Source organism: Rhodobacteraceae bacterium M382, assembly GCA_025141015.1.
GTDB classification, from domain to species: Bacteria; Pseudomonadota; Alphaproteobacteria; order Rhodobacterales; family Rhodobacteraceae; genus Aliisedimentitalea; species Aliisedimentitalea scapharcae.
This window is the reverse complement of record CP081098.1, coordinates 2105114-2120334: the sequence shown is the minus strand read 5'-3', so window position 1 is coordinate 2120334 and position 15221 is coordinate 2105114. Positions and strand designations below refer to the sequence as shown.

13 protein-coding genes are annotated in these 15221 nt (G+C 56.8%); 6 read left to right on the top strand and 7 right to left on the bottom strand.

The window, feature by feature from the left end:
• Positions 1 to 305: 305 nt before the first annotated feature.
• Together K3727_09860 and K3727_09855 are read right to left on the bottom strand one after the other, a co-directional pair.
• A complete protein-coding gene (locus tag K3727_09860) occupies positions 306 to 1478 on the bottom strand; it encodes an adenylate/guanylate cyclase domain-containing protein (GenBank protein ID UWQ93053.1) in 1173 nt (390 codons plus the stop codon).
• Between the two features lie 300 nt (positions 1479 to 1778).
• Positions 1779 to 2690, bottom strand: a complete 912-nt coding sequence (locus K3727_09855) for a LysR family transcriptional regulator (protein ID UWQ93052.1) — start codon at positions 2688 to 2690, stop codon at positions 1779 to 1781.
• Between the two features lie 171 nt (positions 2691 to 2861).
• Between K3727_09855 and K3727_09850 the strand changes: the two genes are divergently transcribed.
• On the top strand, positions 2862 to 4418 hold the full coding sequence (locus K3727_09850; GenBank protein ID UWQ93332.1) for an arylsulfatase: 1557 nt from the start codon (positions 2862 to 2864) through the stop codon (positions 4416 to 4418).
• A 303-nt stretch (positions 4419 to 4721) separates the two neighbouring features.
• Here K3727_09850 and K3727_09845 read toward each other — a convergent pair whose 3' ends face one another.
• Positions 4722 to 5687, bottom strand: coding sequence for a transporter (locus K3727_09845; protein ID UWQ93051.1), 966 nt, complete (start codon positions 5685 to 5687; stop codon positions 4722 to 4724).
• Positions 5688 to 6065: 378 nt separating this feature from the next.
• On the bottom strand, positions 6066 to 7001 hold the full coding sequence (locus K3727_09840; GenBank protein UWQ93050.1) for a LysR family transcriptional regulator: 936 nt from the start codon (positions 6999 to 7001) through the stop codon (positions 6066 to 6068).
• A gap of 97 nt (positions 7002 to 7098) precedes the next feature.
• On the opposite strand from K3727_09840, the gene K3727_09835 reads away from it, so the two are divergent.
• Genes K3727_09835 through K3727_09815 form a run of 5 tightly spaced genes read left to right on the top strand, consistent with a single transcriptional unit; the run spans position 7099 to position 11910 of the window.
• Positions 7099 to 8100: a sterol desaturase family protein gene (locus K3727_09835; protein UWQ93049.1), complete on the top strand. Its 1002-nt coding sequence runs from the start codon at positions 7099 to 7101 to the stop codon at positions 8098 to 8100.
• 24 nt (positions 8101 to 8124) lie between these two features.
• Positions 8125 to 9114, top strand: coding sequence for a sterol desaturase family protein (locus tag K3727_09830; protein ID UWQ93048.1), 990 nt, complete (start codon positions 8125 to 8127; stop codon positions 9112 to 9114).
• The gene (locus K3727_09825; GenBank protein UWQ93047.1) at positions 9111 to 10112 is read left to right on the top strand and encodes an Ldh family oxidoreductase; all 1002 of its coding nucleotides are present in this window, start codon (positions 9111 to 9113) and stop codon (positions 10110 to 10112) included. The genes K3727_09830 and K3727_09825 overlap by 4 nt, the downstream gene beginning before the upstream one ends.
• On the top strand, positions 10109 to 10957 hold the full coding sequence (locus K3727_09820; GenBank protein UWQ93046.1) for a hypothetical protein: 849 nt from the start codon (positions 10109 to 10111) through the stop codon (positions 10955 to 10957). The genes K3727_09825 and K3727_09820 overlap by 4 nt, the downstream gene beginning before the upstream one ends.
• The gene (locus K3727_09815) at positions 10954 to 11910 is read left to right on the top strand and encodes a sugar phosphate isomerase/epimerase (protein ID UWQ93045.1); all 957 of its coding nucleotides are present in this window, start codon (positions 10954 to 10956) and stop codon (positions 11908 to 11910) included. The genes K3727_09820 and K3727_09815 overlap by 4 nt, the downstream gene beginning before the upstream one ends.
• A 156-nt stretch (positions 11911 to 12066) precedes the next feature.
• Here K3727_09815 and K3727_09810 read toward each other — a convergent pair whose 3' ends face one another.
• From K3727_09810 to ugpC, 3 genes are read right to left on the bottom strand one after another with little or no spacing between them, the layout of a single operon-like run.
• Entirely contained in the window at positions 12067 to 13089 is a 1023-nt protein-coding gene (locus K3727_09810) for an oxidoreductase (protein UWQ93044.1), read from the bottom strand.
• Between the two features lie 12 nt (positions 13090 to 13101).
• Complete coding sequence (locus K3727_09805) at positions 13102 to 14064, bottom strand: glucokinase (GenBank protein UWQ93043.1); 963 nt, start codon at positions 14062 to 14064, stop codon at positions 13102 to 13104.
• Positions 14065 to 14104: 40 nt separating this feature from the next.
• Positions 14105 to 15220: a sn-glycerol-3-phosphate ABC transporter ATP-binding protein UgpC gene (gene ugpC, locus K3727_09800; GenBank protein ID UWQ93042.1), complete on the bottom strand. Its 1116-nt coding sequence runs from the start codon at positions 15218 to 15220 to the stop codon at positions 14105 to 14107.
• Position 15221 lies beyond the last annotated feature (1 nt).

Genomic DNA, 15221 nt, shown 5'->3' with positions numbered 1-15221 from the left:
ACCGTCACCTTAGGAAATACAGGCGGTTACGCCTTTGCAGGTTGTTCCATTTAAGCCGATTGAATTCGGGAAACCAAACATAATCCCAACCAATGAACGCCGCGGAATCTCTCTGCCTCGCGTGGTCCATCGCGCGACTGTTCCGCGCGCGGCCCGGCGTGGCGGATCCACCCTGACCCAAGACCCCACACAGCCGGGGTCGCGATGTGTTTTCCACCTCCGGTGTGGTCGCCTGCCGCCGGTATTGTCCCGCCGCGCCAGAACGATTTACCTCAGCCCCGCATGCAACCGTGTTTGGGTACATGTCATGGGTTTGGCTCTGAAAGGCTGAAAAGATCAACGGGATGCGCGAGGCCGCGCACATTGTGCGACCCACGCGCGGTAAACAGATTGGGGGTCGCATCGGCAATGGCATGGGTTGCGAGCACCCGATGACCCAGGGATTTGGTCAGGCCTTCGATCCTGCTGGCGACATTGACTGCCCCGCCAAGCACCGTGAAATCCAGCCTGCCGGGGCTGCCTATATTGCCATAGCTGACCGTTCCGACATTGATGCCGATCCCCAGGTCCAGCGGCGATTTTCGCGCCTGCAGGCGTCGATCATTCAGCACGGCCAACCCACCCAGCACGTTTCTGGCCGCCTGTGTTGCGTGTTGGCATTGGTGTCGATGCTCGCCAGCCGTTCGAATTGGGAAAACAGACAGAATGCCGTCCCCCATGAATTTCAATACATCCCCGCCCATCTCCTCGACCGACTGCACGACAATATCAAAATAGCCCTCCAACGCGTCAAAGACCTCGTCCTCTGGGGCGCTGTCCGAGAGCGCGGTAAACCCGCGCAGATCAGAGAACATCACAACCGCCTCCAGGGACGTGCGTTCTCCGCGTTGAATGCTGCCCGTCCAAACTGCTTCGCTCGGCCCATCTCCAAGATACGTACGCAGCAGGCTTTTTGACGATTTGCGCATGGTCACAGGTTCCAGCGCCGACGCGAGACCGGGTTTGGCTGCTTCGATCATTTCCAGATGTCGGGGTGAAAACCCATTGGGCGATTGAGAGGCAAATGTGCAACCGTGTTGCGAGCCATCTCCATAATCCAGCAACGTGGCGTAATAATCTGTGCCGCCCGCCTGGGCAAATTCAAGGTAAGAGACGTGATCCTGGTCAGGATCAAGCCCGCGCAAGCTTTTGTGCAGGGGGCGCTGGTTCTCCAGAATGTATTCAAAAGCGCTTCCGATATAGCCATCTGTCAACATACGTGCATGGGTGACGTCGTATATTTCGGTGCTGTCCGGCGTCCACACCACACCCCAGGCAATCAACAGCGGATTGGCAAAGCGCTGGCCGATGTTCACACGCCAAAGCGGGACACCCGCGTCGATCAAGGTCGCGCAAAAATGCGAAACCACCTTGACCGGGTCGTTCGAACATCGACCTTGGGTCATCATCCATTGATTCAGATCATCAATCGCATCCATCAGCCTAGGGTAGCGCCATATTTGCCAGGTAGAAATGCCAAAGGTCGGGCACAGTCCTGATTGATCTGCCGCAGACAGGGGAGGACGCTCTGTCCCCCTCAGCTCAGGCACCAAGCCCCCCATCCGACACCACAACCGTCACTAGGAATGTCAACATCGCGCTGTGTTTTGGATGACAGGGCGTTTTGCATGTACCTCGCCGCAAATGAAGCGGTTATCAAAGGACATGCCGATCAGCGCGGAATTCCGGTCGACCCAACCACGGCAAACCTGGTGTGACTGACCCGACCGTCGTCGACCCTATTTGTCAGCCGTGTTGAGGTCCGCCAACCTGGACCAAAACAGGTCCAACGCCGCAGACCCCCCCTGGGATTTTCGCGAGGCGCAAATGTTCCAATACAGCGGGCTCAGAACAGGGATTTCCTTGACGGTTTGCAACGCCAACAACTCTTTGAACGTTTCGGGCATGCCACCGACAATGATATCGGGACTGTCCAGCAAGGCGGCCAGAAACGCATAGTCATCACTCTCGATCTGCGGCAGCGCTGCAACTTTTTGGGCTGCAGTCACGTCACCTCCGAGCGCTTTGGTGAGCGTTGCTTTCCAATGTTTGTGCAAATGGGGCGAAGCAAAAGGAAACTCAAAAATGTCACTAAGGGATTGCGGGCCACGTCCATGAATGGGATGCGCGGGGTGTGCCACAAAGACAACCTGTTGTTTTTCCATCACCAAAATATCGACGTCGTCCGCCTCTGGCGTATAGGTGAGATCGCCAACAAAGATATCGAATTGACCATTCTGCAAAAGATCCAAGGGGCGTGCATAGGCGCTGACCAGAATCTCAAAGCGCAGATTGGGCATTTCTTTCCGCACTTTCAGAAGCGTGGGAAGGATCAGCGTTCTTGTGGTCAAAGGTCCGCATCCAACGCGAAGAACGCCGCCATTTGTGTTCCCGAGCTCTGCAACCCGATTTTGGTAGCGATCAAGATCAGATTTCAGATCCTGTGCGACGGTCAGATACTCTTGTCCCGCCCGCGTGAGTTTGCTGTTGTTGCGTGTGCGGTGAAAAAGCGTGAGACCGGTTTCGACCTCGGCCTGTGCGATATACCGGGACAATGACGCGTTCGAAACGCCGATCTTGCGTGCCGCCTCTTGAAAGCTGCCTGTTTGAGCCAAGACCAGGAACGCATTCAGCGCATTTTCATTCAGCATGGTTCACCGTAATTTCAGATATGAGACTTTAAATTTCAGGTATCGAAAACAAAGTCCAGCGCTGTTGCTCCCACTGACCCTGTGTCGCTAATTTTGATGGCGCAACTTAACGTCGTGCCACCATCCCATTTTCCAAAAGGACCTATTATGCCCACGCAACGAACCCGCTGGATGCTAACCTTGGCTTCCACAGCAATACTGGGTCTGACGCCCGTGTTTGCCCATGCAGAGACGGACAAGCCCAATATTCTTGTCATCATGGCCGACGACGTTGGCTGGGCAAGCCTGGGGAGTTATCATCAAGGCGTCAAAAGCATCCAGACACCCAATCTGGACCAACTGGCGTCCGAAGGAATGCGTCTCACGGACTATTATGCGCAACCAAGCTGTACCGCGGGGCGGTCCGCCTTCATTACCGGGCAGTACCCGGTGCGGACGGGCATGCATACTGTGGGGCTTCCCGGTGACCCGGACAAAGGCTTGCACGAAAACGATCCAACGCTCGCAAACATGTTGAAATCTCTGGGCTATACAACGGGGCAATTTGGCAAGAACCATTTGGGGGACATGAATAAATTTCTGCCAACGGTAAAAGGCTTCGATGAATATTGGGGGTGGCTCTATCATTTGAACGCGATGGAATACACGACGGATCCTGATTGGCCCAAGGACCAGAAATTCAACGACACCTTTGGTCCGCGCAACATTATCCATGCCTATGCAACCCAAGAGGTCGACGCGACCGTGGATCCGCGTTGGGGCCCCGTCGGAAAACAGCGCATTGTTGACGATGGACCCGCACCGCCCGAGCGTCAAAAAACGCTCGACAATGAGGTGACCGCTCATACGCTTGATTTCATTGATCGTGCGGTCGAAAGCGACACACCGTTTTTTGTCTGGATGGCTCCGGCGCGCGCCCATGTGTGGACGCATCTGAGCCCTGAATATGAAGCGCTGATGGGCGACGGACGGGGGTTGCAGGATGTTGTGATGCGAGAGCTGGACGACAATGTCGGCAAAGTCATGGCGCATCTGGACACACTTGGGGTCACCGACAACACGATCGTTGTGTTCACGTCCGACAATGGCCCCGAAACGATGACATGGCCAGATGGCGGCACGACACCTTTTCACGGCGAAAAAGGGACCACTTGGGAAGGTGGCTTCCGTGTTCCTGCGATCGTTCGTTGGCCGGGCAAAATCCCTGCAGGGAAAGTCAGCAACGGGATCTTTGATGGCATGGACTGGATGCCGACCTTGGTTGCGGCCGCTGGAGGACCCGACGACCTGCCCGAGGCGCTTCTCGCTGGTTATGAAGGCTATCAGGTGCACCTTGATGGCTACAACCAGACATCCTTCCTCACTGGCGAAACCGGCAGCAACCGGAAGGAAATCGTTTATTACGAAGGCCCCGATCTCCAGGCCGTACGCTATGGCGATTGGAAGGCCCATTTTACCATCCAAACACACGGTTGGGCCGGTCCCAAGGATGAGTTGAACGCCCCGCTCCTGTTCAACCTCCGTCGTGACCCCTATGAAAAAGCGGCTGACGAGTCCGGAATGTATACCCGATGGATGGGCAACAAAATGTGGGCATTTGGACCTGCGGCCAAACTTGTGCAGCGGCATTTAGGTACATTTGCGGCCTTTCCACCGCGGGGATCAAATGTGACCAATCAGGCGCATGTCGAAGAGCAGATTTCCAGCGAAGGCGGGATGTCGCAATAAACGGCACTGATTTCGAGGGCGGATTCCTTTCGCCCTCGATTTGCATTGGACTGACATCTGACGTCGGATTTTGACCATTGTTGCCGTGGTGGTTGCTGTGGTGGTCGCTGTGTTGGCGGCCATGTTGGTCAATATGGTGGCTGCTCTATTGGGGGAACCGCGGCATTTCTCGATCTAGGCATGCAGACAGGTTTCCACCAGCCCGCGGATCATCTCTGTTCGGCGATTTTTTCGGCCTCCGCATCCACCCAACACACACCTGGTCCCCGTCCCAAGAGCGGCGCAGTCATGTCTTCCTAGGGTCTAAAACTGTATGCTAAATGAAAGAGTGGCATAGTCACCGGACAAACGGTTTTTGGAATGAACATCGTGAATCCAGCTGGCCGAAAAGGCGACATTTCCACCCGCAGATTTTGGAATCCAGGAAATCGCCGGACCAATACCAAACGCTTCCCCTTTGAAATCCCCCAACAAGGCCCCTGCCCCCGAGTCTCCGGTCAATTGCTTATACGCATAGCCATGTAGTCCCACAGAAAGCTCTTCGGACACGAATTGGTTGAACATGAAATCCATGTGGAACTCTGTCCCGGTTCGATAGTTCGTATCCTCATTTTCCGAATTGAACATTACGCCCGGTACAACGGAAAACTCGGTGCCGCGTTCGGGATCGAACCATGTAAGCGCAGCAACCAGATCGGCGCTCCAATAATTGCGTCCGATATTTACTGATCCGTTGGGGTCATACTGACCGGTGGGTGCTATGATCAGAGCATAGAGATTTGTATGAACCTTTCCCGAAGACCAGAAGAAAGAAGCCGGAATAATCCCAATATCGCCCAATGCGAACTCGTCCTGCGCCGTCGCCAGCCCCCCGACAGAGGCGCTGTAAGACGCATAACCAACGGGAATATACCCGCCCACGGCAAACCGCCCTCCCAACATGGGCGCATCCCAAACGTGCATACCTTGGAACAGGGAATAAAACGCATCGCTTTTCATTGACGCCTGGATCTGCCCGTTTTTGACTGCGCGATCTGCCTGTCCGCGATACAGCAAATTGACGTTTGCAAATACTGATCCGGGTTCCGGAGCCATGCCCGGCAAAAGGCTTCCGTAGGCACCTGGGAAATAATTGGAGAATGCACCTTCTCCGGCGTCGACTGACGTGTGCGCCAACGCTGTCATTAGCACGACAGGCAATCCAATCTTGGCATTCCACCCGATCTTGGCATTCAGCATCATCAGCCCCTTGTTCAATTGCGCAGACAAGACATTGTTATTCTGGTGTTTCCGAGTATCCGCCTGCAACCTGCAGCAGTCAATGGACAGCGATCGGGGCAAATGTCTGGCACAGACTGCGTACCGGACCCGAACGCGCAACGCGGCGAATGTCCGGCGTTCGCACGACGGCTTTTGTCGGTTCAAGATGCTCTCCGAGCAAGATGGCGAAACGGCTCTCGTGGACTTCTCCCACAAGAAGCCGACCCTCGAAAACCACGTGCCAGAACACGTAAAGCGCGCGATCATTGAGCTGGCACCAACCGCACAGGGCACCGTCAGTGCTCATTCCCGATAATCAGCTCGCAGCCAACCCTATTGTCACCCGAGATTGCCACCGTCACGCAGGACAGATCCGCTATGGGATGGTCAGCGGGAATGGCTGCTCGGAGCTGTATGGATGCCGCTGATCAGGAAATCTCGCAGCTTTGTCGTGGATTGTGAAAGCGGGGCATTTTCCCGGTAGCATAGAAAATAGGATTTCTTTGGGGTCAGACCAACATCGCCAATTCTGACCAGCCTGCCGGACTGAAATTCGGCGTCGAGCAAATCCGAATTGGCGAGAACGACGCCTTCGCCTTTGAGAGCCTTGCCAACGGAATGTACGTAGCTGTTGCACGGGATTGTAGGCCAGACAGAAATATCTGCGCGCCCCATTCGTTTGAGCCAGACCTTCCAATTGACCCACTCTGGCGTGAGGATTGCATATTCCAATAGAGCCGGCGCATTTTCCGCGGGCACGGTGCTTTCAAACATCGCGTGGTCTCGGGCCTTCCGGGCAATTTCCGGTGTCGCCGCAGGCACAAGATCACCGCCCAGCAGATTGACGGTTTTCCACCCGGGCACCTGCCCGTCACAATAAAAGATCACGAGATCATGGCGGTCTGACAACAAATCAGCAGTACTGTCGCTGGTTGAGACATTCACGTTGCAGGAACTGTCGCTCAGCGAGAATTCTTTCAGTTGCCCATAGAGCCAGAACATGGAGACGGCCGCATTCGCAGCGACGCGCACCACCGGTTGCTCCGGGGCTTTGACCTTGTCAATCGCGCGCTCGAGGAAGTCCAATGCAATCTCGACATCTGCGGCCAGACCAGCGCCCGCTTCGGTGATTTGCAAGGCGCGCCCGTCGCGGGAAAACAGCGGCGTTCCGAGCCACTCTTCAAGCCGATGAATGCGTTTGCTGACCGCCGCCTGCGTCACAAACAGTTCGTCGGCGGCACTGTTCAGGCTGCGATTGTTTGCAACCGCGTTGAGAAACAACAGGCTGTCAAGCGGCGGCAGGGATTTGCGATATCTATTCATAACTTGAGGTTATGTAATTTGCGGACAAATACCAGTGTTTTCGATGTTGGTTAAAAACATGAAGTATACCCAAATCGACCTGACGGGAGGAGCACACATGTCCCACACTGACGAGCACCTGAAAGCCGGTCCAAGCAAGGAATGGAATTGGCATCCTGACCTGCCTGTCGCTGTCACGCCGCTGTTCTCATGGCCGCCCAATCCGATGGCAACGATCCGGTGGTTTGCGACCAACTGGCTGCCATTGACCGAATTCATGATCTATGCGCTGATGGCCTGGGCCACTTGGGCATGGTTGGTGCCACCGCTGGAGCAGATGCAACACCTGAGCTGGGGATGGGTATTGCAGCTTTGGGCACGCAACCTGATTTTGATGATCATCTTCGCACAGGGGCTGCACCTGTGGCTGTACGGGTGGAAAAAACAGGGCGACGATTTCAAATTCGACCGGCGCGGGTTGGCCAAGAATGCACGTATTTTCCTGTGGGACGATCAATATTGGGACAACGTCACCTACGCTCTTCTGTCCGGCGTCACGATCTGGACGTTGTATGATGCCATTGTCTGGATGGGCTATGCCAATGGCTGGGCCCCCATGATCACGGTCAAAAGCAACCCGATCTGGTTCTTTGCCTTGTTCCTGTTGATGCCTGCGATCCAATCCTTGCACTTTTATTGGCTGCACCGCGCGCTGCACATTCCATGGATCTACAAACGGGTGCATTCGGTGCATCACCGCAGTGTCTCGATTGCGCCATGGTCCGGCTTTTCGATGCACCCGTTCGAACATATCGGTTACATGGGGCTGCTACTGATCTTTCTCGTTGTGCCCGCACACTCGATCCACCTCATCTTCATGGGGTATTGGCTGGCCTTGGCCACGGCCACATCCCATGCCGGGTTTGAAAACCTGGTGTTGGGGGACAAGGCCCACCTGAAAATCGGGTCGTTCCACCATCAGCTGCATCACCGGTACTTTGAATGCAATTACGGCAACCCGGAAATGCCGTGGGACAACTGGTTCGGCAGCTATCACGACGGCAGCCCGGAGGCCACGGACCGCGTGCGGGAAACCAAAAAACGTATGCACGCATCTTAACACCACATACGAACAGGCCAAACCATGTCGACACCTCACCGCACATCCGCCGTTTGGAACCACGCGCCAGAGCTGCCATTGGCCCAGATGCCATACTGGCAGTGGCCCCCCCGGCCCTGGGCAGTTCTGCGCTGGATCTTTGAAAACTTCCTCCAAGTCTCTGACCGGGCGCTGTTTCTGGTCTACAGTTTTGTCATCGCCTTCTGGCTGATGCCCTTTGTGCCTGCAGAGGCGACGTTTGGATGGGATTGGGCCGCGCTGGTGCTGCTGCGCAACATGGTTGCGGTGGTTTTGGTGGTGGGCGGGCTGCACATCTGGTTCTATGGCATCGACGGTCAGGGCAATGTCATGCGCTTTGATACCCGCCCGATCACAGGCCGCAAGAATGCGCTGTTCCTTTTTGGATACCAGACATGGGACAACATGTTTCACACGCTGGTTTTTGGTGTGCCGATTGCGTCGGGATTTGAGATTGCCATGCGTTGGGCCTTTGCCAATGGGGGGACGATGCCGGTTGAGTTTTCCCAAAGCCCGGTTTGGTTTGTCTTGCTCTTCCCTGTGTTGACCTTGTTTCAGGGGGTGCACTTTTACCTGGTCCACCGCCTGATCCACTGGCCACCGCTCTATCGGTATGTGCATTCGGTGCATCACCGCAACGTCAATGTCGGGCCATGGTCCGGCCTGTCGATGCACCCGGTCGAACACGTGTTCTATTTCAGCAGCCTTTTGATCTTTGTTGTGCTGCCCGCCCACCCCGTGCACATCATGTTCTTGCTGCACTGGCAGTTGTTGGGAGCACCTACCGGCCATTCGGGATACGAGGCCGTGTTTGCCCGAAACAAGGCGCGCATTCTGATTGGCGGGTTCTTTCACCAGCTTCACCACCGCTATTATGAATGCAATTATGGCAGCCCGGAATTCCCGCTCGATAAATGGTTCGGCACCTACCATGACGGAACCGACGAGATGACCGCGAACGTTCGGGCACGCAAAAGAAGGATGCACGCGAAATGAGCGTTTTGCTGTCCCCTGAGGACGCACGTACCCTGATTTGGAAGGCGATGACCGGCAGCGGCACGTCGCAAGAAAACGCCGCCTATTTCACCGAAGCCATTCTGGAGACCGAGCTGTCCGGTCTGGACGGGCATGGGTTTTACTGGCTGCAATATTACTGCGCCCATCTGCGCAGCGGCAAGGTCGATGGCAAGGCCGTGCCACAGGTTGAGGCACTGTCAGACACCAGCTTTCGGGTCGATGCGCGACACGGCTTTGCCCATCCGGCGATTGAGATGGGATTTAAACACCTGATCCCGGCGGCCAAGACGCATGGCGTTGCGGCGATGGGTGTTCACAACTCCTACAACGCCGCAACCTTGGGGTTTCACACCGGATATCTTGCGCGCGCTGGCCTTTTGGCCCTGGGTGCGACCAACGCGGTGCCAAATCTGGCCCCGGTGGGCGGCAAAACCCCGATCATCGGCACCAACCCGATTTCCTATGCAGTTCCGGCACCAAATGGCAAAATTGCCTTTTTGGTTGATCAATCGGCAACGCAAGTGGCCTGGACGGCCGTGAAACGCGCCGCCGAAGCAGGTGAGCCAATCCCGCTTGGCTGGGCGCTGGATGCGCGGGGCAATCCCACCACTGACGCCGAGGCCGGGCTGGCCGGGTCGATGGCACCTGCGGGTGGGGTCAAAGGGTTCAGTATCGGACTTTTGGTCGAGGTGCTCTGCGCCGCGCTGGCCGGGGGCAATCTGGGACCGGATCAGGGGTCATTCACCGACAATGACGGCAAACCCATCGACAACGGTCAGTTCTTTGTGGCCTTTGATCCAGACAAATTCTCGGGCGGTGGTTTCCATCAGACGATCACCACGCTCGTCGCCTCCATCACTGAACAGGACGGGGCCCGCCTGCCAAATGCGCGACGCGAAGAAAACAGGCTGCATCTCGCAAAACATGGCATTCCGATTGACGCGGAACTCTTGGAAACACTGAAAGGTTTCGCATGACAGAGGCCGAGCTGCGGCGCTTTCTCACCCAGCAGGGTCTGGCAGATGACCGGACAGGTTTTCGCAAGCTTAAGGGAGGGTATCTGAATTCAGTCTGGCGTGTCGATACCGCGGACCGACGGCTTGTCGCCAAAGAGTTTGCCGAGCCGATGACAGGCACCCTCTTTCCCAATCTGCCGGACGACGAAGCCAAAGCCTTGCACCGTCTTGCGGGGCTGGACGTTGCCCCCGATCTGGTCGGGTATTGGGCTGATCTATCGCTGCTGGTTTACGAATACGTCGAAGGGAACATGTGGGACGGAGACATGCCCAGCGTCGCCGCGCTTGTGATGCGCAAAGAGGTCGCCGATCCAACAGGTTTTCGCGACGTCCCCTTGGATGTCAGAGACATCATTGCCCAAGGCGATGCCCTGTTTGCCCGCTGCACATCACAGCCCACTACCACCCCACCACCTTGGGCCGAGGTACCCCCGCCGCACAAGCTGTCTTTGATCCATACGGATGTTGGTGGCAATCTGGTCGGCGCAGGGTCGAACTTGCGCCTGATTGATTGGCAATGCCCGGCCATCGGCGACATTTGCGAAGACATCTACAGCTTCCTGTCGCCCGGATTCCAGATCCTGGGCGAACGCGCGCCCCTGACCGACGCGCAGGTCGGCGACTTCTGGTCGGCCCTGTCTCGCCCAGACCTTGCCGAGCGTTACGCGTTGCTGCGCCCTGCCTATGCATGGCGTTTCGCCGGGTATTGCGCATGGCGCGCCGAAGTGTTGCAAGATGCGAGCATCTGTTCGCGATATCGTCGCGCGTTTGGCGCAGAACTGACCTACATGGGACACTGCGCATGATCGTTGATACCACAATCCACAGCTTCAGCCTCCGGCATCACTTTGCGCATCAGCCGGGCTTTGACGCCATCGCCTTTGCCGATCTTGCACGGTCAATGGGGTTTCAGGGCATCAGCCTGTCGCTGAACGATGCAAGCTATCGCCATCTGGGCGGATGTGACACCGACCGTATGGACCGTCTGCGCGCCTATCTGGTCGCGCATGGGATGAGCCTGGAGGTGGATACTTCGGACACGGCACCCGCGCATATGTCCAAAATGCTGAATGTGGCGCATCGCATGGGGGCGACATCCCTGCGAACCTACACCCGTCATCGCGCAGACGTGGGCGATATGATGCAAAACACATCCGCCGATCTGGCGGCCGTGGTGCATGAAGCACACGACCTGGGTGTGATCATCGTGCTGGAAAACCACGAAGATTTCACCGGCCCGGAATTGGCTGACATCGTCGAACAGGTGAACCATCCCAATCTGAAAATCCTTTACGACTATGGCAATTCACAGATGGTTCTGGAAGATCCGATTGCCGCGTTGGACGCGGTGCTGCCCCATGTCCATTCAATCCATTTCAAAGACCACGTGATGATCCGGGCCCAAGATACAGGCCAGCTCACCGTTGCCGGTGTTCCGGTCGGAGACGGTTTCCTGCCGCTTGCCGACCTGACCCGCCGCCTTCTGGACCAGGGATTGCGGCGGTTCACGTTTGAAAACGTCTGGGCCTATAGCGCGCCCATTCAGGCCGGGCGCAAGGCGCTGAAGGGTGTAAGCCTGGGAGACGGCGCGTTTGCCTATCTCGACCCGCCCTTTGATCCGGCACGTGTCATACTGCGGCACTCCGAATTCAGCCCCCAAACTCTTGTCGATCTTGAACGTCAGGCCCTGCACCGGGGACATGAGGCATTTCGGCAAATCCTGAAGACCCTTGGCGCATCCGGAGACTGGGAATCCTGAGGAGTGTTTCAGCGCAACATTCTGTAAGCGGGCCGGGCCGCGTACCTAGAATGCAAGTCTCATCATTTTGGCTCCGCTAGCTGGCGGACCTGCGGTCGTCGACACGCAGAAATTCGTGCTTCGGGCGCGGCGCAGTCAAGCCAGACCGCCAAGCGACTAAAGCATTACCCGCGTGCCGGTCTGGCCGGAAATTTTGGCAGCATCCAACACACGCATCACCTCCAGAGCCTGTGATCCGGTGACGGCCAGCGGTGCCCCTTCGCAAATTGCATCGGCGATCCCGGCGTAAAACGCCTCGTATTGACCGTCCCGAAGTTTCAGCGCGCGACGCTCGCCATTCATATCAACAATCTCGGCGCGACCGCCCGGTGTCTGACCCCATTGCGGATCGCTCGGGCGTTCCCCCCGTTTCAATGCGTCTTCCTGGCCATCGAACCCATATTGGAACAGACATGCACGCGCACCAAACAGCGAAATGCGGGGCGCATGATCGGGCATCAGAGAACTGGCATGGGCCACGATCCGTGTTGGTCCGAATTCCAGAACGATGTGAAAGAAGTCGTCGACGATAGCGCCCTGGCGTTGGCGCGCCAAATTGGCGGTCACGGCGTCGGGCATACCAAAAAGCACCACAATCTGATCAACCAAATGCGGGCCAAGATCGTAGAGAATTCCAGCCCCTGGTCGATCCCACTCGCGCCACCGATCCTTGATTGCGGGGCTGTAGCGGTCGAAATGAAACGCGCCATAACTGATCGACCCAAGAAGACCGTCGTCCACCGCGTCCCGTGCGGTCAGATACCCACCATCCCAGCGACGGTTCTGGAACACGCTGAGCATTTTCCCGGTGTCTTCGGCCAGTTGTACGATCCGGGCCGCCGAGCCGCTGTCCAGGGTAAACGGTTTATCAACCACAACATGCTTTCCCGCGCGCAGCGCCAGTTCGGCGAGCGACGCATGGCTGTCGTTTGGTGTCGCAACAACCACAAGGTCGATATCGGGATCATTGACGACGTCCAGGATCGGCGCGCCTGTTGCTCCCTGCGGCAACGTTTTGTCGCTGAAGTCACGACTGCCAATCCTGGTCAATTCCAACCGGGGTTCGGCCGCAATCAGGGGCGCGTGGAACACCCGTCCAGCGTTTCCATATCCCAGCAGGCCGACCTTGATCTTTGACATCTTGCCCGTCCTTTAGCGTGTGGAAACATAGTTTCGAGCCCCCAGCAGGCCGAAATCCGGGTTCTGGTACAGGTACACAGGCATGGCTGATCGCCAATTGCTGTGGCGACCACCAGCGTTGAACGCATCAAGAAAGCGTCGATCAAAGATCCATGTATTGGAAAGCGCAACGCCGCCCGTCAGAAAGACCCCTCCCTTGGCATTGAAGACCAGGGCAAGATCGCCAGCGATCTGGCCCAGTGCCCGGCGAAACAGGTCTATGGCGATGCTGGCATTCTGATCCTCTCCCCGCTTGGCCAGGGTGAACACCTGCGCGGAGGTTTTGGGGTCAACAATTGACTGGCGTGCATGTGCGACCGCCTCATAGAGCATGGGAACACCTGTGCCGGACAGGATGGCTTCGGCCTCGACGGCCACCCCATTTCCGATACGGATCTCGGGCCACAGTCTCACCAACTGTTCAAAGTAGCCGAATTCCTCGTAAGACTGTGGTGACAGGCTGACATGCCCCCCTTCGCCGGGTACAACATGGGGCTGCCCATGAACCCAAACCAACGCCCCCACGCCAAGCCCGGTTCCAGGTCCGATAACCAGCCGCGGACCATGCGGTACGTCGGTCGGCCCCTGCAACACCCGGGTGTCCCCCCCACCGATCGTCGCAAGAGACCAGGCCGCCGCCTCAAAGTCGTTCAGGATTTTGACGTTTTGCGTCTGGCAGACCTCGGCCAGCTCGGTCTCGGAAAAGTTTTGCGCCGAATTTGTCAGCTGCACTGCGCCATCCGTAACCACACCTGCCGCAGCGACCACAACAGCTTTGGGTGGCCCATCATGTTCGCGTATGAAACACGCGCAGGCCTCGGGGAAGTCCAGATCGCTTTTGGAGTGATACGACTTTTGGTCAACAATCGATCCCGCATTCGAAATCGCGGCAAGACGCATATTTGTGCCGCCGACATCTGCTACGAAATTCCACATGGCTTGTCTCTTTCCTATGCCCGAAAGCCCGTTTGGCGGCTTACTCCAGCCGCATCTCGGTTTCAGGGTCGAACAGGCTGGCCCGTGTCATGTCCACGGTAAAATCCATGGTGCCTTCGATGATCTGGGCATAGCCGGAACTGACCCGTGCCATGACCTCGATCCCGCTCCAGTTGAGCACACACAGCGTGTCTGCGCCGGTGGCCTCTGTCACATCGATTTCGGACGCAAAGCTTTGTGTTCCGCTGTTCCCCTGCCCTGCCTGGCTGATTGCCTCCGGGCGCAGACCGATGACGATCTCGCGCCCGACATATGGGCCAAGATCCAATGATTGATCCGACAGGTCAAGCAGGACCGGCTGATCGCCGCCATTTGCGCGGACCGAGATTTCCGCACCATATCCCTTTTCGGTGCGCGACAGTTTCGTGCGGATAAAGTTCATCGGTGGCGACCCGACCAACCCGGCGACAAACATGTTCTTGGGGCGGTCATAGATTTCGGCCGGGCTGGCCAATTGCTGGACTTCGCCGTCTTTCAGGATCGCGATCCGGTCGGCCAATGTCAGGGCCTCGATCTGATCATGGGTGACATACACCATCGTTGCATTCAGACGTTTGTGCAGCCGTTTGATTTCGGTGCGCATTTCCAGGCGCAGCTTGGCATCAAGATTGGAAAGCGGTTCGTCGAACAGAAACACTTCAGGACGACGGACCAGCGCACGCCCCATGGCCACCCGTTGGCGTTGACCGCCCGAAAGCTGGCTGGGTTTTCGATCCAGCAGGTGATCCATCTGCAGCATCTTGGCAACTTCGGTCACGGCAGTTTGGCGTTCTGCTTTTGGCACCCCGCGCATTTCAAGACCAAAAGCCATGTTCTTGCCGACAGTCATGTTCGGATAGAGTGCGTAGGATTGAAACACCATCGCGATATCGCGGTCTTTGGGGTGCACATCGTTGATCACCCGGTCGCCGATCTTGATTTCGCCTTCGGTCACGGTTTCAAGACCCGCGATCATGTTCAGCAATGTGGATTTGCCACAGCCCGATGCGCCGAGTAGCACGAGAAATTCACCATCCTGCAAGTCGATGTCGACCCCCTTCAGAACCTCGACACTCCCATAGCGTTTGACTGCATTCTTGATTGTCAGAGAAGCCATT